The 22,081-nt window shown below is 72.8% G+C and carries 19 protein-coding genes; 7 read left to right on the forward strand and 12 right to left on the reverse strand.

Annotated features, from left to right (window positions below; translation table 11 throughout):
- Positions 1-80: 80 nt before the first annotated feature.
- On the forward strand, positions 81-509 hold the full coding sequence (locus tag OHA86_RS26960; RefSeq protein WP_329179256.1) for an organic hydroperoxide resistance protein: 429 nt from the start codon (positions 81-83) through the stop codon (positions 507-509).
- A gap of 28 nt (positions 510-537) precedes the next feature.
- On the opposite strand, the gene OHA86_RS26965 is transcribed toward OHA86_RS26960, so the two are convergent.
- Positions 538-1,125, reverse strand: coding sequence for a TetR/AcrR family transcriptional regulator (locus OHA86_RS26965; RefSeq protein WP_329179257.1), 588 nt, complete (start codon positions 1,123-1,125; stop codon positions 538-540).
- A gap of 82 nt (positions 1,126-1,207) precedes the next feature.
- Between OHA86_RS26965 and OHA86_RS26970 the strand changes: the two genes are divergently transcribed.
- On the forward strand, positions 1,208-3,658 hold the full coding sequence (locus OHA86_RS26970) for a beta-glucosidase family protein (RefSeq protein ID WP_329179259.1): 2,451 nt from the start codon (positions 1,208-1,210) through the stop codon (positions 3,656-3,658).
- A gap of 401 nt (positions 3,659-4,059) precedes the next feature.
- On the opposite strand, the gene OHA86_RS26975 is transcribed toward OHA86_RS26970, so the two are convergent.
- Together OHA86_RS26975 and OHA86_RS26980 are read right to left on the reverse strand one after the other, a co-directional pair.
- On the reverse strand, positions 4,060-5,571 hold the full coding sequence (locus OHA86_RS26975; RefSeq protein ID WP_329179261.1) for an MFS transporter: 1,512 nt from the start codon (positions 5,569-5,571) through the stop codon (positions 4,060-4,062).
- 77 nt (positions 5,572-5,648) lie between these two features.
- The gene (locus OHA86_RS26980; RefSeq protein ID WP_329179263.1) at positions 5,649-6,560 is read right to left on the reverse strand and encodes an SGNH/GDSL hydrolase family protein; all 912 of its coding nucleotides are present in this window, start codon (positions 6,558-6,560) and stop codon (positions 5,649-5,651) included.
- 261 nt (positions 6,561-6,821) lie between these two features.
- Between OHA86_RS26980 and OHA86_RS26985 the strand changes: the two genes are divergently transcribed.
- Complete coding sequence (locus OHA86_RS26985; protein WP_329179265.1) at positions 6,822-7,316, forward strand: DUF3145 domain-containing protein; 495 nt, start codon at positions 6,822-6,824, stop codon at positions 7,314-7,316.
- Positions 7,317-7,464: 148 nt separating this feature from the next.
- Positions 7,465-8,343, forward strand: coding sequence for an NAD(P)-dependent oxidoreductase (locus OHA86_RS26990; RefSeq protein WP_329179267.1), 879 nt, complete (start codon positions 7,465-7,467; stop codon positions 8,341-8,343).
- An 82-nt stretch (positions 8,344-8,425) separates the two neighbouring features.
- Here OHA86_RS26990 and fabF read toward each other — a convergent pair whose 3' ends face one another.
- The 5 genes from fabF to OHA86_RS27015 all read right to left on the reverse strand — a co-directional run bounded on the left by fabF (position 8,426) and on the right by OHA86_RS27015 (position 13,382).
- A complete protein-coding gene (gene fabF / locus OHA86_RS26995) occupies positions 8,426-9,694 on the reverse strand; it encodes a beta-ketoacyl-ACP synthase II (RefSeq protein ID WP_329179268.1) in 1,269 nt (422 codons plus the stop codon).
- 101 nt (positions 9,695-9,795) lie between these two features.
- Positions 9,796-10,044 carry an acyl carrier protein gene (locus OHA86_RS27000; RefSeq protein ID WP_329179270.1) on the reverse strand — a complete coding sequence of 83 codons (249 nt, stop codon included), beginning with the start codon at positions 10,042-10,044 and terminating at the stop codon, positions 9,796-9,798.
- A 73-nt stretch (positions 10,045-10,117) separates the two neighbouring features.
- Positions 10,118-11,128: a ketoacyl-ACP synthase III gene (locus tag OHA86_RS27005; protein WP_329179272.1), complete on the reverse strand. Its 1,011-nt coding sequence runs from the start codon at positions 11,126-11,128 to the stop codon at positions 10,118-10,120.
- Complete coding sequence (locus OHA86_RS27010) at positions 11,125-12,087, reverse strand: ACP S-malonyltransferase (protein ID WP_329179274.1); 963 nt, start codon at positions 12,085-12,087, stop codon at positions 11,125-11,127. The genes OHA86_RS27005 and OHA86_RS27010 overlap by 4 nt, the downstream gene beginning before the upstream one ends.
- Before the next feature lie 89 nt (positions 12,088-12,176).
- Positions 12,177-13,382: a PucR family transcriptional regulator gene (locus OHA86_RS27015; RefSeq protein ID WP_329179276.1), complete on the reverse strand. Its 1,206-nt coding sequence runs from the start codon at positions 13,380-13,382 to the stop codon at positions 12,177-12,179.
- A gap of 80 nt (positions 13,383-13,462) precedes the next feature.
- On the opposite strand from OHA86_RS27015, the gene OHA86_RS27020 reads away from it, so the two are divergent.
- Positions 13,463-14,179 carry a pirin family protein gene (locus OHA86_RS27020; RefSeq protein WP_329179278.1) on the forward strand — a complete coding sequence of 239 codons (717 nt, stop codon included), beginning with the start codon at positions 13,463-13,465 and terminating at the stop codon, positions 14,177-14,179.
- Between the two features lie 143 nt (positions 14,180-14,322).
- On the opposite strand, the gene OHA86_RS27025 is transcribed toward OHA86_RS27020, so the two are convergent.
- Complete coding sequence (locus tag OHA86_RS27025; RefSeq protein WP_329179279.1) at positions 14,323-15,147, reverse strand: serine hydrolase domain-containing protein; 825 nt, start codon at positions 15,145-15,147, stop codon at positions 14,323-14,325.
- A gap of 110 nt (positions 15,148-15,257) precedes the next feature.
- Here OHA86_RS27025 and OHA86_RS27030 point away from each other — a divergent pair, with 110 nt between their 5' ends.
- Both OHA86_RS27030 and OHA86_RS27035 read left to right on the forward strand, forming a co-directional pair.
- A complete protein-coding gene (locus OHA86_RS27030; RefSeq protein ID WP_329182571.1) occupies positions 15,258-15,725 on the forward strand; it encodes a MerR family transcriptional regulator in 468 nt (155 codons plus the stop codon).
- On the forward strand, positions 15,725-16,741 hold the full coding sequence (locus tag OHA86_RS27035; protein WP_329179280.1) for an aldo/keto reductase: 1,017 nt from the start codon (positions 15,725-15,727) through the stop codon (positions 16,739-16,741). Before OHA86_RS27030 ends, OHA86_RS27035 begins: the two co-directional genes overlap by 1 nt.
- Positions 16,742-16,744: 3 nt before the next feature.
- Here the strand turns inward: OHA86_RS27035 and OHA86_RS27040 are convergent, their stop codons facing one another.
- The 3 genes from OHA86_RS27040 to aceE all read right to left on the reverse strand — a co-directional run bounded on the left by OHA86_RS27040 (position 16,745) and on the right by aceE (position 21,851).
- The gene (locus OHA86_RS27040; protein ID WP_329179282.1) at positions 16,745-17,467 is read right to left on the reverse strand and encodes a DUF4429 domain-containing protein; all 723 of its coding nucleotides are present in this window, start codon (positions 17,465-17,467) and stop codon (positions 16,745-16,747) included.
- A 179-nt stretch (positions 17,468-17,646) separates the two neighbouring features.
- Positions 17,647-18,849, reverse strand: a complete 1,203-nt coding sequence (locus OHA86_RS27045) for an alpha/beta hydrolase (protein WP_443071899.1) — start codon at positions 18,847-18,849, stop codon at positions 17,647-17,649.
- Between the two features lie 254 nt (positions 18,850-19,103).
- On the reverse strand, positions 19,104-21,851 hold the full coding sequence (aceE, locus tag OHA86_RS27050; protein WP_329179286.1) for a pyruvate dehydrogenase (acetyl-transferring), homodimeric type: 2,748 nt from the start codon (positions 21,849-21,851) through the stop codon (positions 19,104-19,106).
- Positions 21,852-22,081 lie beyond the last annotated feature (230 nt).

Below are 22,081 nucleotides of genomic sequence, written 5' to 3' on the forward strand. Positions count from 1 at the left end.
CAGCCGCCGGGGTCGAGCACGCCCCCGGCTTCACCCGAATGCCGCAGGCGCGACGACCTGCCGCCGAGGAGGACCCTTTCATGGCCATCCAGTTCGTAGACGTCCTGTACACCGCCGTCGCCACCGCAGAGAACGGTCGCGACGGGCGGGTCGCCACGGACGACGGCAAGCTCGATGTCATCGTCAACCCGCCCGTGGAGCTGGGCGGCACCGGCGCGGGGACCAACCCCGAGCAGCTGTTCGCCGCCGGTTACAGCGCCTGTTTCCAGAGCGCGCTCTCGGTGATCGCCCGGATGGCGAAGACCGACATCTCCGGCTCCCGGGTGACCACGAAGGTCGGCCTGGGTAAGACCGAAGGCGAGGCCTACGGGATCACCGTCGCGATCGAGGTCTCGATCCCCGGCCTCGACGCGGACGCCGCGGCGGCGCTGGTGGAGCGGGCGCACGAGGTGTGCCCGTACTCCAACGCGACCCGCGGCAATGTGGCGGTCACCCTGTCCGTCGTCTGACCCCGACGCCCCGCGCCGGCCGCCCGGGCTACCGCGGGCCGGCCGGCGGCGGGGTCAGCAGGGCCAGGAAGTCGCGGAATGCGGACGGCATGTCGACGGCCTCCGGGTCCAGCAGCCACTGGATCTGGAGGCCGTCCATCACGGCGGCGAGCAGCGCCGCCGCCCGCTCGGGCGTCAGACCGCCGGGCAGGCTCTCCCCGTACGCCGCCCGCAGCGCGTCGGCGCCGCCCGCGCGGACCCGGGCGTACCGCTCACGGAAGTGCTCCTGCGCCGGATGGCCGTCGGTCACGCTGTCGCCGACCAGCACCGTGAAGGCCTGGACGATGCCCGGCCGGGTCGCGTTGTACTCGACCAGCTCGGCGACGATGTCCAGCGGCCACTCCCGGCCGCGCAGCGCCGCCGACGCCGTGTCCCACTGGTCGCGGGCGTCGAGCACCGCGACCAGCAGTGCCTCCTTGGTGGGGAAGTGGTGCATCAGCCCCTGCTGGGTGAGCCCCACCCGCTCCGCGACCGCGGCGAGCGTGGCACCGCGATAGCCGCGCTCCCCGATCACCTCGGTCGCCGCCTGGATGATCTCGGCCCGCCGTTCACCGCGATCACTTCTGGTCCTCGGCACAACCACCCCTGTAAGATCACGGATTGGCAACTATGCCTACCGTACGGCAGGCAGTCGGGCGTCTCCGGTCCAGCATGGAGCGATGACGGTCGAAACGGGAGACGCCGAGCGCGAGCGGGCCGTGGAGGCCGCGCTGCGGACACTCGGCCTCGATGACAAGGCACGGCTGCTGGCCGGGCACGACATGTGGTCGCTGCCCGCGCTCCCGGCCATCGGGCTCGGCTCGCTGGTGATGTCGGACGGACCCATCGGCGTACGCGGCAGGCGCTGGACGGCCGACGACCCGTCGGTCGCACTGCCCAGCCCCACCGCGCTCGCCGCCACCTGGGACCCCGAACTCGCCCGCAGGGCAGGCCGGTTGCTGGCCCAGGAGGCGAACCGCAAGGGCGTGCACGTGCTGCTGGCGCCGACGGTCAACCTGCACCGCAGCCCGCTGGGCGGGCGGCACTTCGAGGCGTACAGCGAGGACCCGCTGCTCACCGGGGCGATCGGCACCGGCTATGTGCTCGGCGTGCAGGACGGCGGAGTCGGCGTCACCGTCAAGCACTTCGTCGGCAACGAGGCGGAGACCGACCGCTTCACCGTCGACAACCGCATCGCCGCGCGCCCGTTGCGCGAGCTGTATCTCGCGCCCTTCGAGGCGATCGTCACCGGCGCCCGCCCGTGGGGCGTCATGGCGGCGTACAACGCGGTGAACGGCGTGACCATGACCGAGCACGCCGACCTCATCGGCGGTGTGCTGCGCGGCGAGTGGGGCTTCGACGGGGTCGTCGTCTCCGACTGGCTGGCCGCCCGCTCCACCGTGGGTGCGATCCGCGGCGGCCTCGACCTGGCGATGCCCGGGCCGCACACCGTCTACGGCGAGGCACTGGCCGCCGCCGTCAGGGCCGGCGAGGTCGAGGAGGAGCTGGTCGAGGCCGCCGCGCGCCGGGTGCTGCGGCTGGCCGCCCGGGTCGGGCTGCTGGCCGGCGCGCCCGCCGCCGTCGCACCGGCCGACCGGCCCGCGGCGGTCGACGGGGACGCGCTCGCCCGGGAGATCGCGGGCCGCGGCTGCGTACTGCTGCGCAACGCGATACGCGACGAGGCCCCGGTCCTGCCGCTGGACGCCGCAGCCGTGCACGGCGGCGTCGCACTGATCGGCGCCGCGGCGCGCGAACCGCGCATCCTGGGCGGCGGATCCGCGCAGGTCTTCCCCGGGCACGTGGTCCCGCTGCTCGACGCGTTGCGGGACGCGCTGCCCGCAGGCGTACGGCTCGGATACGCGCTCGGCGCCGACCCCAGCGAGGAACTGGCGCCCGCCGCGGCCGGGTTCGCGCTGCGGGCGGTGGCCCGAGCCGCGGACGGGCACGAACTCGGCTCGGAGGCACTGCCGTCGGGGCAGCTCCAGTGGTTCGGCGAGCTGCCGCCCGGCGTCGACTACGACGAGCTGCACTCCGTCGAGGTGTGCGGCACCTTCACCCCCGCGGTCGACGGCGACCACCGCTTCGGCACCCGCGGCACCGGCGCCTTCACCCTCACCGTCGCGGGCCGCACCCTCTACGACGGCCCGCAGTTCGACCCGCACAGCGACCCCTTCGAGGCCTTCTTCGGTACGCCGACGCAGCGCGGCACGGTACGCCTCGCGGCGGGCGAGCCGGTGCCGGTGAGCCTGCTGCACCTGCCGCCCAAGGCCGTGGAACTGCCCGTCCAGGCGGTCGGGTTCAGCCTGCTGCACGGCGGACCCGAGCGGGATGAGGAGGAGTTGCTGACCGAGGCCGTCGCGGCGGCGCGGGCCGCGTACACCGCGGTCGTGGTGGTCGGCACCACCGAGCGCGTCGAGTCCGAGGGCTTCGACCGGCGGGACCTGCGGCTGCCGGGGCGGCAGGACGAACTCGTCGCCCGGGTCGCCGCGGCCAACCCGCGGACCGTGGTCATCGTCAACTCCGGCGCCCCGGTGGAGCTTCCGTGGCGCGACGAGGTCGCGGCGGTGCTCGTGTGCTGGTTCCCCGGCCAGGAGGGCGGCGCCGCCCTCGCGGACATCCTGCTCGGCGTGACCGAGCCGGGCGGGCGGCTCCCCACGACCTGGCCGGTCCGGCTCGCCGACGCGCCCGTCACCGAGGTGACGCCTCGCGCGGGCGTACTGGCCTACGACGAAGGGGTCCTCGTCGGCTACCGGGCCTGGCGGCGCCCCGGCGTCCCCGCCCCGGCGTATCCCTTCGGGCACGGGCTCGGCTACACCTCGTGGGCGTACGAGGAGCTGAGCGCCCTGCCCGGGTCCGGCGAGGCGGAGCTGGCCTCGGTGACGGTCCGGGTCCGCAATGTCGGCCGCCGGGCCGGACGGGAGGTCGTCCAGCTCTACCTGACCGGGTCCGAGGCCGGTGCGCCCGCCGTCCTGGCCGGCTTCGCGTCGGTGTCGGCGGGGCCGGGGGAAGTGGCCGAGGCCGTCGTCCCGCTGGCGCGGCGGGCCGTCTCGACGTGGTCCGACGGCGCGTGGCGGCTGGCGCCGGGGCCGTATGACCTGGCGGTCGGGCCTTTGACGGTACGCATTCCCTAGCCGGGTGCTCCGGGGGGTCCCCGTGCCCTGCCTCTCCGGGCGGGTCCCGGGACCTTCCCCCCGGGCGGGTGGCCGGTCGCGCGGTTCCCCGCGCCCCTGGGCGGGTGCCTCTTGCAGTGGGCTTTGCACCTTGCGGTGCGGTCGTGGTTGCGCGCGCAGTTCCCTGCGCCCCTGAGGGGCTGCCCCGTCCTGTTGCCTTCGCGCTTGCGGTGCGCTGTGGCTGGGGGCTCGGTTCCCCGCGCCCCCAGGGGGCTGCCTCCTGCGGTGGCGTTGCGCCTTCGCCGCCGTCGTGGCCGGTCGCGCGGTTCCCCGCGCCCCTTCGGGGCTCGGCCTCTGGAGCAGAGGGCAAGCTCTTCAGGGGTGCGGGGAACCGCGCGCGGGTGTGGAGTCCGTGACCGTGCTCAGACCGAGGCGAGTTCCGCGGCCGGGGCGGGGGCGTCCTCCGCGGGGAGGGGGCGGGCTGCCGGGGGGAGGAAGAAGCCGAGGAGGAAGGCCACCGCGATCAGCCCCCCGGTGCACAGCGCCGTCGTGGACGCGGCGTCCAGCGCCGAGGAGACGTGCGCGGCGGTGCCGCCGGCCGAGTCGCCGAGGATGTTGAAGAAGACCGTGCCCAGCGCCGCGATGCCCAGCGTCATCCCGAGCTGCTGCACGGCTTGCAGCGTCCCCGAGGCGGAGCCGATCTCGTGGGGCTCGACACCGCCGAGGATGATGTCGAAGAGCGGCACGAAGATCATGCCCATCCCGGCGCCGCCGACCACCAGCGGAGCGGCCAGCTGCCAGGCCGTCAGGTCCGCGCCCGCGGTCTGGAAGACCGCGTAGAGGCCCAGGACACCGGCGCCCATCAGGGCCAGGCCGATGTGCAGCACCTTGCGGCCGAGCGTGCCCATGAAGACCGCACCGCCGGCCGAGCCGAAGAGCGCGCCCACCGCCCAGGGCGCGGTGGCCAGCGCCGAGTGCAGCGCGGTGTAGCCGAGGCCGACCTGGAGGAAGACCCCGAGGGTGAGGATCATGCCGCCCATCGAGGCGGTGAAGGCGATGGCGAAGGCGACCCCGGAGACGTAGGAGCGCTTGCGGAAGACGCTCGGCTCGACCAGCGGGCTGAGCCCGGCGCGGCTGCGGCGGACCTGGTGCAGGGCGAAGACGCCGAGGACCGGCAGCGAGGCGGCGAGCATCACCAGCGTCCAGGCGGGCCAGCCCAGTTCGCGGCCCTGGACCAGCGGGAAGACCAGCAGGAAGGCGCCCGCGCCGGCCAGCAGCACACCGAGCGAGTCGAGCCGTACACCGCGTGCGGCGGGCTTGATGTCCGGCAGGAACTTCCAGCCCACGGCGAGCGCGGCCAGTCCGATCGGCAGGTTGATGCCGAAGATCATCCGCCAGCCGCTGCCGAAGAGGTCCGCGTGGATGAGCACTCCCGCGACCACCGGGCCGAGCACCGCCGACAGGCCCATCATCGGTCCGAAGATGCCCCAGGCCTTCTTCACTTCCCGCGGCGAGAAGATCTCCCGCGGTATGCCGAAGCACTGCGGGATCATGACCGCGCCGAAGGCGCCCTGCACGAGCCGGGCGCCGATGAGCATCGACGGGCTCTGGGCCGTCGCGCAGATCATCGAGCCGACCACGAAACCGGCCATCCCGGTGAGCAGCACCCGCTTGCGGCCGAACATGTCGCCGAGCCGCCCGCCGACGAGCAGCGCGACCGCCATCGCCAGGGTGTAGCTCGCGGCGATCCACTGGAGGTCGGCGTAGGAGCCGCCCAGCGACGTACGGATCGAGGGCGCTGCGACGTTCGCGATCGTCGAGTCCAGCAGGTCCATGACACTGGCGGCCAGCACCGCGGTGTAGCCGAGCCAGCGGCCGGGGAGGCCGACGGGGGAGTCGGCGGCGTCGGGAGCGAGATCCTTCGTGGTGTCCATGAGGAAGACGCTATGCGGGCATGCGGTCAGCTTCTGTCCGCATGGGGACCGCCGCCGGTGGCCGGTTCTCCCCGGGTCTACTCCTGCGGACGGAAGGCCACCGCGGCCAGCAGCGCGGCGAGGTGCTGCTCACCCTTCTCGTTCGGGTGAAACCAGTCCCAGGTGCTCAGCTCGTCGGTGCCGAAGCGGTAGCCGAAGACCGCGCCCCCGTCGTAACGGCAGCGCGCGTACTGTCCGCAGACCTGTCCCAGCACCCCGTTGTAGGCGATCACCCGGTCGCGGACCGCGGTGCGCCTGGCCTTCGCGGCGGCGCTCTGCGAGTCGGCGTCACCGAGCATCGACGGGCACAGGCCGAGCTTCCAGATCTGCTTGCCCAGCACATTGGAACGGCCCACCGACCACAGCCGCTCCAGGTCGGGGATGCTGGCGACCAGGACCTGGGTGTTCGGCAGCGTCGTGTGCAGATACGCCAGGGTGGCCTTGAAGGCGGTGCGGAAGGCCGCGACCGACGTCATCGTGCCGGGCCGCGACGTACAGGCGTCGTTCGCGCCGATCAGCACCGTCACCATCGCCGGCCGGTGCGCCGCGGCCGCCCGCGCCTGGTCGGGCAGCTCGGCGATCTTGGCGCCGCTGTCGGCGACGTTCCAGCTGCGGGTGGCGGGCGCGGTCGCGGTCAGCCGCTGGGCGATGCTGGCGACCGAGCTGCGCGAGCCGGTCGCCCAGGACACCTCGGGGCAGTCGGACAGCGGCTTGCAGGCGTCGAAGCCGCGGGTGACGGAGTCGCCGAGCGCGGCCAGCGAGACTGGGTGGACATTCCACGGGCGGGCCGGCGGGGCGGGCGCCGCCTCGCGTGCGGAATGCGAGGTGTGTGCGGTGGGCGACCCCGACGTGGACGCCCGCCCACCGCCGGGTGAGCCGCCCGAGGAGCATCCGCCCAGCAGAACGGCGGCCACGGCCAGTGCCAGGCCGCTTCGCGGCAGCGATCGCATACAGGACTTCCCTCCGACGTGTGGGCGACATCAGGTAACAGCCCGACGGTACGTCACGCTCTCAGAGACGCCGCACGGTAGCTTTTTCCCTGACACCCGGATCGATGTGACGGGAGGTCGGGCACGACCGGGCGTCAAACCATCAGTTGTTGTCCTGTTTGCCGCGAATAGTGCAGAATGTCTCATGTTGCCCCGGGAGCAGCCGGTTCGGGTGTTGAGGCCGCTGGGGAAGGCGAACCTCGTCCCACACTGGAGGTACCGGTGACGACACGTGGTGTTCTGTACGTCCACGCCGCACCGCGCGCGCTCTGCCCGCATGTCGAATGGGCCGTCGCGGGCGTCCTCGGCGTACGCGTCAGCCTGGACTGGATCCGCCAGCCGGCCGCGCCGGGCACGTGGCGTGCCGAATTCTCCTGGCAGGGCCAGCCAGGCACCGCCTCCAAACTGGCGTCCGCGCTGCGCGGCTGGCACCTGCTGCGCTTCGAGGTCACCGCTGAGCCCTGCGCCAGCGCCGAGGGCGAGCGCTACAGCGCCACGCCCGAGCTGGGCATCTTCCACGCGGTCATCGGCATGCACGGCGACATCCTGATCCCCGAGGACCGGCTGCGCGCCGCCATGCAGCGGGCCCGCAGCGGCGAGGCCGACCTGGAGGACGAGCTGTCGCGGCTGCTGGGCAAACCGTGGGACGACGAGCTGGAGCCGTTCCGCTACGCCGGTGAGGGCGCGCCGGTCCGCTGGCTGCACCAGGTCGTCTGACCCGCGCTCAGCCGGCCGCCCCGGGCCGCCCCTTGCCGGGCCCGAACGGTCCGCTCGGGTCCGCTCCGGTCCTGCGGTCCGCTTCCGGTTCGGCCCGCAACCCGATTGGTCCCTCCCCGCCGCCACCCCCGCGGCATAGCCTGCGGTCATGTCCGACTCACTCACCGTCGCGGTCCTCGGCACCGGCCTCATGGGCGCCGGGATGGCCCGCAACCTGTCCGCCGCCGGCCACGACGTCCGCGCCTGGAACCGCACCCTGTCCCGCGCACAGCCGCTGGCCGCCGACGGCGTCCGGGTCGTCGCCGACCCCGCGGAGGCCGTACGCGACGCCGACGCCGTCCTCACCATGCTGCTCGACGGTCCCGCCACCGAGGCGGCCGTCAGCGGCGCCGCCGCGGGCTTCAGACCCGGCGCGCTCTGGCTGCAGACCGGCACCGTCGGGCCCGAGGCGCAGGCCGCGCTCGCCGCCCGCGCCGCCGACCACGGCCTGGTCTTCTTCGACTCGCCCGTCCTCGGTACGCGCTCGGTCGCCGACGCGGGCGAGCTGACCGTACTGGCCGCGGGCCCCGAGGACGCCCGGCCGGTCGCGGCCGCGGTCTTCGACGCGATCGGCAGCGGTACCGTCTGGCTGCCGGGACCCGCGGCGGACGGCCCGGCCAGCCGGCTCAAGCTGGTGCTCAACAACTGGGTGCTGGCCCTGACCGCCGCCACCGGCGAGACACTGGCCCTGGCCAAGGCCCTCGGCGTCGACCCCGACCGCTTCTTCGAGGCCATCGAGGGCGGCTCCATGGACACGCCCTACCTGCGGATGAAGGCCGCGGCCATCCTCGGCGGCGACTTCACCCCCAGCTTCACCGTCCAGGGCGCCGCCAAGGACCTCGACCTGATCGTGGCCGCGGGCGAGGCGGCCGGCGCCCGCATGGACCTCGCCGCCGCCGGTGCGGCCCGCTTCCACCGGGCCGCCGCCCAGGGCCACGCCGCCGAGGACATGGCGGCGGGCTACTTCGCCAGCTGGGACGACGCCTGACGCGGCGAACCCGGGGGACCGCCCTGGACGGGCCGTCCCCCGGGTTCACCGGCAACCATCGGGCTGAGGCGCCCGTAAGCGCTCAGGCGCTGAAGCTCCGCAGCGCCAGGACCACGTTGTGGCCGCCGAAGCCGAAGGAGTCGTTCAGGGCCGCGATCGTGCCCTCGGGGAGCGGACGGGCCTTGTCGCGGACGATGTCCGCGTCGGCCTCCGGGTCCTGGTCGGTGAGGTTGATCGTCGGCGGGGCGATGCGGTGGTAGAGGGCCAGCACGGAGGCGACCGTCTCGATGCCGCCGGCGCCGCCGAGCAGGTGGCCGGTCATGGACTTGGTGGCGGAGATCGCCATGTGGTCCACGTCGTCCCCGAACACCTTCCGCAGCGCCTTGATCTCCGCCACATCACCCTGCGGGGTGGACGTGGCGTGCGCGTTGACGTGCACGATCTCGGCCGGCTTGAGGTCCGAGCGGTCCAGCAGGTGCTGGAGTGCCGCCGCGATACCGCGGCCGGTCGGCTCCGGCTGGGTGATGTGGTGCGCGTCGGCCGAGATGCCCTGGCCGACCAGCTCCGCGTACACCCGGGCGCCGCGCGCCTTCGCGTGCTCCACCGACTCCAGCACGACCACGCCCGCGCCCTCGCCGAGGACGAAGCCGTCCCGGCCGGCGTCGTAGGGGCGCGAGGCGCCCTGCGGGTCGTCATTGTTCTTGGACATCGCCATCATGTTGCCGAAGGCGACGATCGGCAGCGGGTGGATCGCCGCCTCGGTGCCGCCGGCCACGACCACGTCGGCGCGGCCGGTGCGGATCATCTCGACCGCGTAGCCGATCGCCTCGGCGCCCGACGCGCACGCGCTGACCGGGGTGTGCACGCCGGCCCGGGCGTTGATGTCGATGCCGACGTTCGCCGACGGGCTGTTGGGCATCAGCATCGGCACGGTGTGCGGGGAGACCTTGCGTACTCCCTGGTCCTTGAGGACGTCGTACTGCCCGAGCAGCGTCGTGACGCCGCCGATGCCGGAGGCGACGACCGCGCCGAGCCGGTCGGGGTCGACCGCCGGGTCCTCGCCCGCCTTCGCGGTGAAGCCGGCGTCCGCCCACGCCTCACGGGCCGCGATCAGCGCGAACTGCGCGCTGCGGTCCAGCTTGCGGGCCAGCGGCCTGGGCAGCACGTCCCCGGGCTGCACGGCGATCTGCGCGGCGATCCTTACCGGCAGCTCGGCCGCCCAGTCCTGTTCGAGCAGGCGCACGCCTGACCGGCCGGCCAGCAGCGCCTCCCAGGTCGACGCGCTGTCGCCACCCAGCGGTGTGGTTGCTCCGATACCGGTGACGACCACGGTGCGATTGGTCGGGCTCACAGGAATTGTCTCTCCACGTCTAGAAGGGCGGGCGACAGACGCGTCGTCCCGGTTGCGATCCCGCGGACTCCGCGCCGAGGGATCGTTTCGGCCCAGCGCCGTCAGGCCTGCTGCGCCTTGAGGATGTAGTCGGCCGCGTCGCCGACGGTCTTCAGGTTCTTGACGTCGTCGTCCGGGATCTTGACGCTGAACTGCTCCTCCGCCGCCACGACGACCTCGACCATCGACAGCGAGTCGACGTCCAGGTCATCGGTGAAGGACTTGTCGACCTGGACGTCCTCGGTGGGGATGCCGGCGATCTCGTTCACGATCTCGGCGAGACCGGCGACGATCTCTTCCTGGGTGGCCATTGTTTACGGCGCTCCTTGATGTGTTACCGATGGCGCGGCGGGCGGGACTGCTGCGCCGCGAGGGTGTGTGTGACTAGGGGAGAGTAACCACAGTCGCCGCGTACACGAGACCCGCCCCGAAGCCGATGACCAGCGCGGTGTCCCCGCTCTTGGCCTCGCCCGTGGCGAGCAGCCGCTCCATGGCGAGCGGAATGGACGCGGCGGAGGTGTTGCCCGTGGTCTCGACGTCGCGGGCCACCGCGACATGGTCGGGAAGCTTGAGCGTCTTGATCATCGAGTCGATGATCCGCATGTTCGCCTGGTGCGGGATGAACACGTCGAGCTGGTCCGCGGTGATCCCGGCGGCGTCCAGCGCCTCCTGGGCCACCTTCGCCATCTCGAACACCGCCCAGCGGAAGACCGCCTGGCCCTCCTGCGTGATCGCAGGGAAGCGCACCTGGTCGGCCGGAGTGTCCCGGTAGACCTCCCACGAGACGGTCTGCTTGATGGTCTCCGACTTGTCGCCCTCGGAGCCCCACACCGTCGGGCCCATGGCCGGCACCTTGGACGGGCCGACGACGACCGCACCGGCGCCGTCGGCGAACAGGAAGGCCGTCGTACGGTCCTCCTTGTCGGTCAGGTCGCTCAGCCGCTCCACACCGATCACCAGCACGTGGTGGGCGGTGCCGTCGGTGATCATGCTCTTGGCGAGGGTGAGGCCGTACGTGAAGCCCGCGCAGCCGGCGGAGATGTCGAACGCGGCCGGCTTGCCCGCGCCGATCCGGTGCGCGATGTCGGTGGCGACCGCGGGGGTCTGCTTGAAGTGCGAGACCGTCGCGACGATGACGGCGTCGATCTCCGAGGCGCTGATGCCGGCGTCCGCGAGGGCCTTGCCGCCCGCCGCGAGCGACATCTCCGCCACCGTCTCGTCAGGACCGGCCCAGTGCCGGCTGGCGATGCCGGACCGCGACCTGATCCACTCGTCGCTGGACTCGATGTTCTCCAGGATCACCTCGTTGGTGACCACCCGGGTGGGGCGGTAGCCGCCGACTCCGAGGATCCGCGCGTACGGGGAGCCCTTGCTCGGATTGATCTTCGCTGTCATCGCTGCAACGGCTCCTTTTCTGGGGTGGCCTGGGATGCGGCGTCCGCGGCCTGCGCCGCGGACTCGGCGACCAGCGCGCGGGCCGCGTCGAGGTCGTCGGGCGTCTTGAGCGCCAGCGTCCGCACCCCGGGCAGCGCCCGCTTGGCCAGACCCACCAGCGTGCCGCCCGGCGACACCTCGATGATCGCGGTGACCCCGCGCTCCGTGAACGTCTCCATGCACAAATCCCAGCGCACTGGATTGGACACCTGAGCGACCAGCCGGCGTACCACGTCGGCGCCGCTGCCCACCGTCTGCCCGTCCGCATTCGAAACATACGGCAGCGTCGGCTCCGCGACGGTCAGCGAGGGGGCGAGCGCCTCCAGCGCCGCGACCGCGGATGCCATGTGGGCGGTGTGGAAGGCGCCCGCGACCTTGAGCGGCCGTACCCTGGCCGCCTCCGGCTTGTCCTCGGCGAGCGCGGCGAGCTGCTCAAGGGTGCCCGCGGCAACGATCTGGCCGGCCCCGTTCACATTGGCCGGGGTCAGCCCCAGCCGCGTCAGGTGGGCCACCACCGCTTCCGGGTCGCCGCCGAGCACCGCGGACATGCCGGTCGCGGTCACCGCCGCCGCGTCGGCCATCGCCCGGCCGCGGGCCGCCACGAACGTCATCGCGTCCTGCGCGGACAGCACCCCGGCCAGTACGGCCGCGGTGATCTCGCCGACGCTGTGGCCGGCCACCAGGTCCGGGGTCAGCCCCAGCTCGCCGGCGGACAGCAGGCCCGCGGCGACCAGCAGCGGCTGCGCGACCTTGGTGTCGCGGATCTCGTCCGCGTCCGCCTTGGTGCCGTAGTGGGCGAGATCCAGCTCCGCCGCGGCCGACCAGCCTGCGAGGCGGTCGGCGGCGCCGGGGAGTTCGAGCCAGGGGGCGAGGAAGCCGGGCGTCTGTGCGCCCTGGCCGGGAGCGACGAGTACGAGCACCTTCACACTCTCTCTCGCGAGCGGGGATCACCGCCGGTGGGGACAGGGACCAAGAACTGTCAGGTGATTTGTGGGTGTCCCACAAAAGCTCAGCCGGGACGCTCCGCATCCGAGAGCCTGCCCAGGATGAGGGCGATGCGCAGGGTGAACGCCGAACGTACGTCTGAAGGAGACCACCCGGTGACATCGGTCACACGTCGCAGCCGGTAGCGCACGGTATTGGGGTGCACGAACAGCATCCGCGCGGCCCCTTCGAGGGACGAGGCCTGCTCCAGATAGACACTCAGCGTCTCCAGCAGCGCCGAGCCCGCTTCTTCCAAAGGCCTGTAGATCTCCTCCACCAATTGCTCACGCGCATGGCGGTCGCCCGCCATCGCGCGCTCCGGCAGCAGGTCGTCGGACGACACCGGACGGGGCGCGTCCGGCCACGCGTGGCAGGCCCGCAGACCCGCCGCCGCGGCCTGCGCCGAACGGGTCGCCGACAGCAGGTCGCCCACCACGGGCCCGGCCACCACGGGGCCGGCCGCGAACGGCCCGATGAGCGCCTTCGCGACCCGCAGCGGGTCGTCGTCGCCGCCCGCGACCACCACCAGGCGCTCACCGAGCACCCCGGTCAGCACTTGCAGCTTCGCGTGCCGGGACGCCCGCCTGATCGCCTCGACGGTCAGCTCGCTGTCCCCGCTCGGCGCGGTGCCGAGCACCACGACGATCTTGTCCGGCGAATTCCAGCCGAGTGCCGCCGCCCGGGACAGCACGCCCTCGTCGGCCTCGCCCGACAGCACCGCGTTGACCACCAGCGACTCGAGGCGCGCGTCCCACGCGCCGCGCGCCTCCGCGGCCTGCGCGTACACCTGCGCGGTGGCGAAGGCGATCTCCCGCGCGTAGACGAGCAGCGCCTCGCGCAGCACCCCCTGGTCGCCGGGCGCCGCGACCTCGTCGATCGCGGCCTCCATCACCTCGATCGTGGTCCGCACCATCTCCACGGTCTGCCGCAGCGAGATCGCCCGGGTCAGCTCGCGCGGCGCCGTACCGAACACGTCCGTGCTGATCGCCTGCGGCGCCTCGGGGTGCCGGAACCACTCGGTGAACGCGGCGATCCCGGCCTGCGCCACCAGGCCGATCCACGAGCGGTTCTCCGGCGGCATCGCCCGATACCACGGCAGCTGGGCGTCCATCCGCGCGATGGCGTTCGCGGCCAGCCTTCCGGCGGACTTCTCCAGTCGGCGCAGCGTCGCGGGATGGTCCCCGCGACCGGGTTCGGCGGGGGGCTGCGGTGACTGAGAGGCGTTCGGCACGAGGCCAAGCCTATGGGGTCGGTTTTTCCGGCTTCCCGGGGCGGCGGGCCCCCGCCCTGCCGACGGCATACGGTAGAGGCATGATCGACGTGCGCCGGGGCGGCGACCGCTACGCCGGCGGGGAGCCGGAGGCCGGGGTCGACACCCGGCACGCCTTCTCCTTCTCCGGCTTCTACGACCCCGACAACATACGGTTCGGGCTGCTCGTCGCCTGCAACGAGGAGCGGCTCGCGCCGGGCGCCGGATTCGGTGAGCACACCCACCGCGACACGGAGATCGTCACCTGGGTCACCGAGGGCGAGCTGGAACACCGGGACACCGGCGGCCGGGTCGCGCGGCTGCGGGCCGGCGACGCGCAATGGCTGAGCGCCGGCAGCGGGGTGCGGCACGTCGAACACAACGTCGGCGAGGGGCCGCTGACGTTCCTTCAGATGTGGCTGCACCCCGATGCCTTCGGGGCCGGGCCGCAGTACGCCGCCGTCACCGGGCCGGTCCCGGCGGGCCCCGGGCTCACCCTGCTGGCGTCCGGGGCGCCGGACGCCACGCCCCCGCTGCGGCTGCGGCAGCGGGCCGCCGCGCTGTGGGTCGGCCGCCCCCTCGTTCCCGACCAGGTGGCGCTGCCCCCGGCCGAGTTCGGCTACCTCCACGTCCTGCGCGGCACCGTCCGCCTCGCGGGGGAGACGCTCGATCCGGGCGACGCCGCCCGGATCACCGGCGAGCCGGCCCTGACCGCCCTCGCCTCGGGCGGCGCCGAATACGTCTTCTGGTCCATGCACGCCGAGCCGCCCCCCGCCTGAGCGCCCAGCAGCTAGGAACCCCACACCCAGCCCCGACGCCGCACAAATGTGCCCACCGGGGCCGCCCCACCAGGGGCGCGAGGAACGGCGCGCCCAGCCCCCACGGCGCGGCACCCGCCGAGAAGGCCCAAGGGGCACCCCCCTTACACCCCCCCAGCCAGCTCGGAGAGCACCGCATCGGTCAGCGCCGGCCACAACGGCTGCGCCCACGGGCCGAAGTCCCGATCCGTGAGCACCGCGCAGGCGGCCCCCGCACCCGGGTCGAACCAGAGAAACGTGCCGGACTGCCCGAAGTGGCCGAAAGTCGTCGGAGCCGACCGGGACCCGGTCCAGTGCGGCGACTTGTGCCCGCGGATCTCGAAGCCGAGGCCCCAGTCGTTGGGGTCCTGGAGCCCGTACCCGGGCAGCACCCCGCGCAGCCCGGGGAAGCTCACCTCCCGGGTGGCCAGCGCCACGGAGGACGGGTGCAGCAGCCGCGGCGCCTGCACCTCCGCCGCGAACCGCCCGAGGTCCTCCGCCGTGGAGACCGCGCCCGCGCCCGGCGAGCCCGGCAGCGTCGTCCCGGTCATCCCGAGCGGCTGGAGCACCGCCTCGTCCAGGTAGGAGGTGAACGGCATGCCCGCCGCCTTGGCGATCGTGTCGCCGAGCACCTCGAACCCGGCGTTCGAGTACATCCGCCGGGTGCCGGGCGCGGCCATGACCCGGTGCTCGTCGAACGCGAGCCCCGAGGTGTGCGCGAGCAGGTGGCGCACCGTGGAGCCGTCGGGGCCGGCCGGGTCGTCCAGTTCGAAGACGCCCTCCTCGTACGCGACGAGCGCCGCGTACGCGGTCAGCGGCTTGGTCACCGACGCGAGCGGGAAGGCCCGCCCGAGCGGCCCGTGCGTACCGGCCACGGTGCCGTCCCGGCGTACGACGACCGCCGCCGCGTTCGGCACCGGCCACTGATCGATCAACCGCAGGCTGTCCATGCCCGCGAGCTTAGGGCCTGCCCCCGGGAGCCCCGCGCGGACCCCGGACGGCCGGGCGGGAGCGGCCCGCACTTGCCTAGAGTGCACTCCAAGGACTTAGCGTGGACATCATGACGGTCGTGCAGACGGTGAACGAGGAAACCGCCCCGGCGGCGCTGTGCGTCCGCGAGGACACGCATCCGCGGCCCGCCGGCCGGGACCAGTACACGATCAGCGAGGTCGCCGCCTTCACCGGGATGAGCGCGCACACACTGCGCTGGTACGAGCGGATCGGGCTGATGCCGCACGTGGACCGCTCGAACACCGGGCAGCGCCGTTTCAGCAACCGCGACCTCGACTGGCTGGCCTTCGTCGGCAAGCTGCGGCTGACCGGGATGCCGGTCGCCGACATGGTCACGTACGCGGAGCTGGTCAGGGCGGGCGAGTGCACGGAGCCGCAGCGCAAGGCGCTGCTGGAGGCCACCCGGCTGGACGTGCTGCAGCGGATCGCCGAGCTGCGGGACACCCTGACGGTGCTCGACTACAAGATCGGAACCTACGCGGGCGCCGCATTGGCGCCGGAGAGGACAGGCGCGTGATGTCGGCTGAACTGATCGGGACGGTACGGCTGGGTACGGACGGACCGCTGGTCGGGGTCCAGGGCCTGGGCTGCATGGGCATGAGCGAGTTCTACGGCGACACCGACGAGGCCGCGGCCCGCGAGACGCTGGAGACCGCGTTCGAGGCCGGGGTGACGCTCTACGACACCGCGGACATGTACGGCCAGGGCGCGAACGAGGAATTCCTCGCCCCCTTCGTCAAGGCGCACCGCGACGAGATCACCCTCGCCACGAAATTCGCCAACGAGCGCAGGGCCGACGACCCGTCCTACCGGGCGATCCGCAACGACCCCGCGTACATCCGGCAGGCCGTCGACGCCAGCCTGCGCAGGCTCGGCGTGGACGTGATCGACCTGTACTACATGCACCGCCGCGACCCGAAGGTGCCGCTGGCCGACTCGGTCGGCGCGATGGGCGAGCTGGTGACCGCGGGCAAGGTCCGCCACCTCGGCCTTTCCGAGGTGACCGGCGCCGAGCTGCGCGAGGCGCACGCGGTGCACCCGATCACCGCGATCCAGTCCGAGTGGTCGCTCTTCAGCCGGGACGTGGAGCGGTCCGCGGTCGGCGCGGCGGCGAACCTCGGGGTGGCCTTCGTGCCGTACTCGCCGCTCGGCCGCGGCTTCCTCACCGGCGCCTTCCAGGACGCCGGGAGCGAGCTGGCCGACGGCGACATCCGGCGCAGCCAGCCGCGCTTCACCGGGGAGAACGCCCGGCGCAACTACGACCTGCTGGAGCCGGTGCGCCGACTGGCGCAGGAGCACGGCGCCACGCCCGGCCAGATCGCGCTGGCCTGGGTGCACCAGCGGGCCCAGGTGCACGGCCTGCCGGTGGTGCCGATCCCGGGCACCCGCAGGTCCGCCCGGGTGCTGGAGAACACCGCCGCGGCCGCGATCACCCTGGACGCGGCGGAACTGGCCGCCCTGGAGCCGATCGCCGCCCAGGTCGCCGGCGACCGCTACCCGGACATGAGCAGCACCTCCGCCGCCCGCGAGTAGCGGCTACGGCTGCTGGCGCACGCGGACGGCCCGGATCGCGGCGAGCACGGCCGCCGCGAAGGGCAGCGACTCGTGCACCGGGCCGTAGCCGAGGCCGAAGATCACGGCGGCGGGGTCCTGGTCGGGTTCGCCCGGCTGCGGCCCGCCGCCGTCCCTGCGCAGCAGCCGCAGATAGCCGTGCAGCATCTCGGGGGAGCGCCAGTCGACCCCGCTCAGCTCGTCGACCGGGAAGCTCTGGTCGCCCGCCTTCCACTTCGCCGAGGACGCGCCGGTCCAGAACCAGCGGAAGCTGACGGTGCGTCCGTCGAAGAGCGCCTTGCCGTCATAGGCCTTGAAGGACCGCGGCAGTGACGGCGCGTCGACCAGGAAGCGGCTCAGCGCCTCGCCGGGACCGCCGATCACCGCGCGTAGCTCGTCGCGGTAGAACTCCGCCAGGGTGCTGAACTCCTCGGGCAGCACCAGTCGGTACGGGTCGGCGCTGTCCTTCAACTGCCCCCCGGCCGCCTCGATCAGCGGATCGGCCCCGGCCCGCGGCACCGCCCGCAGCACCACGTGGCCGCGCCGGCCGCCGGCCAGCTCCACCGACTCCAGTGCCGCGTGCGGCACCCGCCGCTCCCCGAGCGCCTGCAACAGCCGTGCGCCCCGAGCCCCCCGGCTGTACCGGATCACGACGGCGTCGGGCTCGAACTCCCACGCGGCATTGTTTCCGGCCAACACATCGCCCATACGTGTCAGCTTATTCCGCAATACGCCCGCAGGGCACGGTTGTACCCCCGGCTGAGTCTCCCGGCGGCGGCCGTGGCGTCCCGCAGGGGCGCGACGGGCCCACCACCGGGGGAAGGTCCGGCGGCGGCTCCCGCGGGGCAGGACGTGCGGCCCCCGGGCGCGTCCCGCGGGGGGACGGTTCAGGCCAGGCCCGCGGTGCAGAGCGCGTCCGCGTCGCTGTCGCACCTGACAGCCGCGTAGTCCCCGAGCGCGATATCCGTGAAGTTCGCCAGGCTCGCCGTCCCCGGCGCGAAGTATCCGGGATGGCCGGCGGCGCCCTCCGCGCTGACGACGCGGGCGCCGAACTTCCCGGAGACCGGGTCCGTACCGTGGCCGAGGCCGGCGAATTCCAGGTGCGGGACGTCCTCGATCCAGTCGCTGCTGTCCCGGGCCGCCCACACGTTCGCCGTCGTGTGCAGCTGCGAGGCCCGCTTGACGTGCATCCCCGGGCTGCCGAAGACGGTGATGTCGGCGATCTGGCCCCTGGCCAGGTCCGGCGCGGCGACCCCGCACAGCACCGAGCCGTAGGAGTGGCAGAAGAGCGAGACGCGCTGCGTCCGCGGCAGTGCGCTGAGCAGCGCTTCGAGCCGGGTCGCGCCGTGCTCGGCCAGGTTCGCGGTGGACGCGTCGAGGCCGACGCCGCTGGGGGTGGTGTAGTCGGCCCAGGCGATCACCGCGGTCGCGGCGCCGGGGTCGGCGGCCTGCTCGCGCCCGTAGAGCGCGCGGGCCATGCCGACCGGGGCGGTGTACGCCTTGGCGGGGCGCTCGAAGCTGAGGATGTTGGTGTCGACGCCCGGCACCACCACCGCGACCCGGGTCGCGATGGCGAGGTCGCCGAGGACCTCGGCGGCCCGGCCCGCGCCGCTGGGGTCGAAGGCGAGGATCTGCCGCCGCCCGGTGAGCAGCGAGGTGTAGCGCTCGGCGCGGCGGCCCGCGTCCTTGCGGCCGGCCGGCGTGAGCGTGCCGCTCGCGGCGCGGGCCCGCTCGTCGGCGCGGGCCTTGACCAGCGCGCAGCGGTTGGCCTCGTAACGCAGGTCGAGCGGGACGCCGTTGAGGTTGCCGACGACCAGCGGGTAGCGGCGGGCGAGCAGCAGGGCCTGCGGATGGCTGAGCGCGGCGAAGAAGCGGGCGACGCCGCCCGCGGGGGCGTGGACCGGGTCGGGTAAGCGGCGCCCGCCGATGGTGGCGCGCATCCAGGCCGAGACAGCCGCGGTCCGTGCGTCGCTGGGTCCGTGCGGTCGGACCGCCGTCCAGCCGGTGGTCGCCAGCATCACGAAGACGACGGCGAGCGCCAGCAGGGCGCGGAAGGAGGTGGGACTCATACGCGCTTCGAGAAGGGTCACTCGCGGATGCCTCGCGGACAGGAAGGAGGGGGAAGCCCTGGACGACGAGCCACAGGGGGCTCCAACTGCGGTACGCCGTCCGCGTGATGGGCGGAGACGGCGCTCACCCCCAGCGTAGAAGACCGGGAGAGCCCTCAGAACACGGTGTGACCTGGATCATGGTTTAGCCGGGAATTGTCCGGTACGAAAAGCTGCCCGCAAACGCCGGAGCCCCGGACCGGCGTGCTGCCGGTCCGGGGCTCGGTGAAAGAGCGTCAGGCGTCGCCGCCGGCCGTGCCGGCCTCGGCCGCTGCCACGTCAAGCAGCTGATACCGGTCCACGGCCTGCTTGAGCGCCGACCGGTCGATCTTCCCGTCGCGGGCCAGCTCGGTCAGTACCGCGAGCGCGATCGACTGCGCGTCGATGTGGAAGAAACGCCGCGCCGCCCCGCGCGTGTCGGCGAAGCCGAAGCCGTCCGCGCCGAGCGAGGTGTAACGCCCCGGCACCCAGCGGGCGATCTGGTCCGGCACCGAGCGCATCCAGTCCGAGACGGCCACGAACGGCCCCTCGGCCCCGGACAGCTTGCGCGTCACGTACGGGGTCTGCTGGTCCTCCTCGGGGTGCAGCAGATTGTGCTCGTCCACGGCGACGGCCTCGCGCCGCAGCTCGTTCCAGGACGTCGCGGACCATACGTCGGCCCGTACGTTCCAGTCGGTGGCGAGCAGCCGCTGCGCCTCGATCGCCCACGGCACCGCCACGCCGGACGCCATGATCTGCGCCGGGATGGCGCCGGCCTCGCCCGGCCTGACGCGGTGGATGCCCTTGAGGATGCCCTCGACATCGACGTCGGCCGGCTCGGCCGGGTGCTGGATCGGCTCGTTGTAGACGGTCAGGTAGTAGAAGACGTCCTCGCCCGGCTTGCCGTCGGCGGTCTCCCCGTACATCCGGCGCAGGCCGTCCTGCACGATGTGCGCGATCTCGAAGCCGTACGCGGGGTCGTACGCGACACAGGCCGGGTTGGTGGACGCCAGCAGCTGGGAGTGGCCGTCGGCGTGCTGGAGGCCCTCACCCGTGAGGGTGGTCCGTCCCGCGGTGGCGCCCAGTACGAAGCCGCGGGCCAGCTGGTCGGCCATCTGCCAGAACTGGTCGCCGGTGCGCTGGAAGCCGAACATCGAATAGAACACGTAGACCGGGATCAGCGGTTCGCCATGGGTGGCGTACGCCGAACCCGCGGCGATGAGCGACGCCGTACAGCCCGCCTCGGAGATGCCGTCGTGCAGCATCTGCCCGGTCGGCGACTCCTTGTACGCCAGCAGCAGTTCGCGGTCGACCGACTCGTACTGCTGCCCCAGCGGGTTGTAGATCTTCGCGCTCGGGAAGAACGCGTCCATGCCGAACGTGCGGTATTCGTCGGGGGCGATCAGCACGAACCGCTTGCCGATCTCCTTGTCCCGCATCAGGTCCTTGAGCACCCGCACGAAGGCCATCGTGGTGGCGATGGACTGCTGGCCCGAGCCCTTCTTCGCCGTCGCGTAGGCCTTGTCGCCCGGCAGCTCCAGCGGCTTGGCGCGGACGATCCGGGTCGGTACATAGCCACCGCACGCCTTGCGGTGGTCGTGCATGTACTGGATCTCCTCGGAGTCCCGGCCCGGGTGGTAGTACGGCGGGTAGCCCTCGTCCAGCCGGCGGTCGGTGATCGGCAGGTGCAGCCGGTCGCGGAAGCGCTTGAGGTCGTCGACCGTGAGCTTCTTCATCTGGTGGGTCGCGTTGCGGCCCTCGAAGTTCGGTCCGAGCGTCCAGCCCTTGATGGTCTGGGCGAGGATCACCGTCGGCTGGCCCTGGTGCTGCATGGCCGCGGTGTAGGCCGCGAAGATCTTGCGGTGGTCGTGGCCGCCGCGCCCGAGGTGCAGGATCTGCTCGTCGGTCAGGTTCTCGACCATCTTGCGCAGCCGCTGGTCGTCGCCGAAGAAGTGGTCGCGGATGTACCCGCCGGACTCGGTGGCGTACGTCTGGAACTGGCCGTCGGGCGTGGTGTTCATCTTGTTGACCAGCAGGCCGTCGCGGTCCTGGGCGAGCAGCGGGTCCCAGCTGCGGTCCCAGACCAGCTTGATCACATTCCAGCCGGCGCCGCGGAACTGCGACTCCAGCTCCTGGATGATCTTGCCGTTGCCGCGCACCGGGCCGTCGAGCCGCTGGAGGTTGCAGTTGACCACGAAGGTCAGGTTGTCCAGGCCCTCGCGGGCGGCGATGGACAGCTGGCCCAGCGACTCCGGCTCGTCCATCTCGCCGTCGCCGAGGAAGGCCCACACGTGCGAGGCGGAGGTGTCGGCGATGCCGCGCGCCTCCATGTAGCGGTTCATCCGGGCCTGGTAGATCGCACCGAGCGGGCCGAGGCCCATCGACACGGTCGGGAACTCCCAGAAGTCCGGCATCAGCCGCGGGTGCGGGTAGCTGGACAGCCCCTCGGGCGCCTTGGACTTCTCCTGCCGGAAGGCGTCGAGCTGCGGCTCGCTCAGCCGGTCCAGCAGGAAGGCGCGCGCGTAGATGCCGGGCGAGGCGTGGCCCTGGAAGAAGATCTGGTCGCCGCCGAGGCCGTCGTCCTTGCCGCGGAAGAAGTGGTTGAAGCCCACGTCGTAGAGCGAGGCGGAGGAGGCGAAGGTCGCGATGTGGCCGCCGACGCCGATACCGGGGCGCTGCGCGCGCGAGACCATGACCGCGGCATTCCACCGGGTCGCGTTCAGGATCCGGCGCTCGATCTCCTCGTTGCCGGGGAAGAACGGTTCGTCCCTTGTCGCGATGGTGTTCACGTAGTCGGTGCTGCGCATCTCGGGCACCGCGACGCGCTTCTCGCGGGCGCGCTCGATGAGGCGGAGCATCAGATAGCGGGCACGCTCACGGCCGCGCTCGTCGATGGCCGCGTCCAGCGAGTCCAGCCATTCCGCCGTCTCCTCGGGATCGAAATCCGGGACCTGGCTGGGAAGGCCGCCAATGATGATCGGGTTGCGATCGGATCCGGAAGCCACGCTTTTCCTTTGCTGCTCGTCGGTGCGCGGTGCTCTACTGGGTCGCGCCGCATCCATCGTGTACCGCGCCGCGCGAAACGTCATCTCTACCCAGTGGTAACCGCAGGGCCTGCGGGACGGCGGCTGCGGGACCAGTGGTCGCCCCTGCGGCCGAATCCGAACTCTACGCCCAGTCGGACGTACGACCGATTGGCGGTGCCAATCGTGCGCAAGACCGGCAAACCGTCGTG

It is taken from the genome of Streptomyces sp. NBC_01477 (assembly GCF_036227245.1).
Taxonomy (GTDB): Bacteria; Actinomycetota; Actinomycetes; order Streptomycetales; family Streptomycetaceae; genus Actinacidiphila.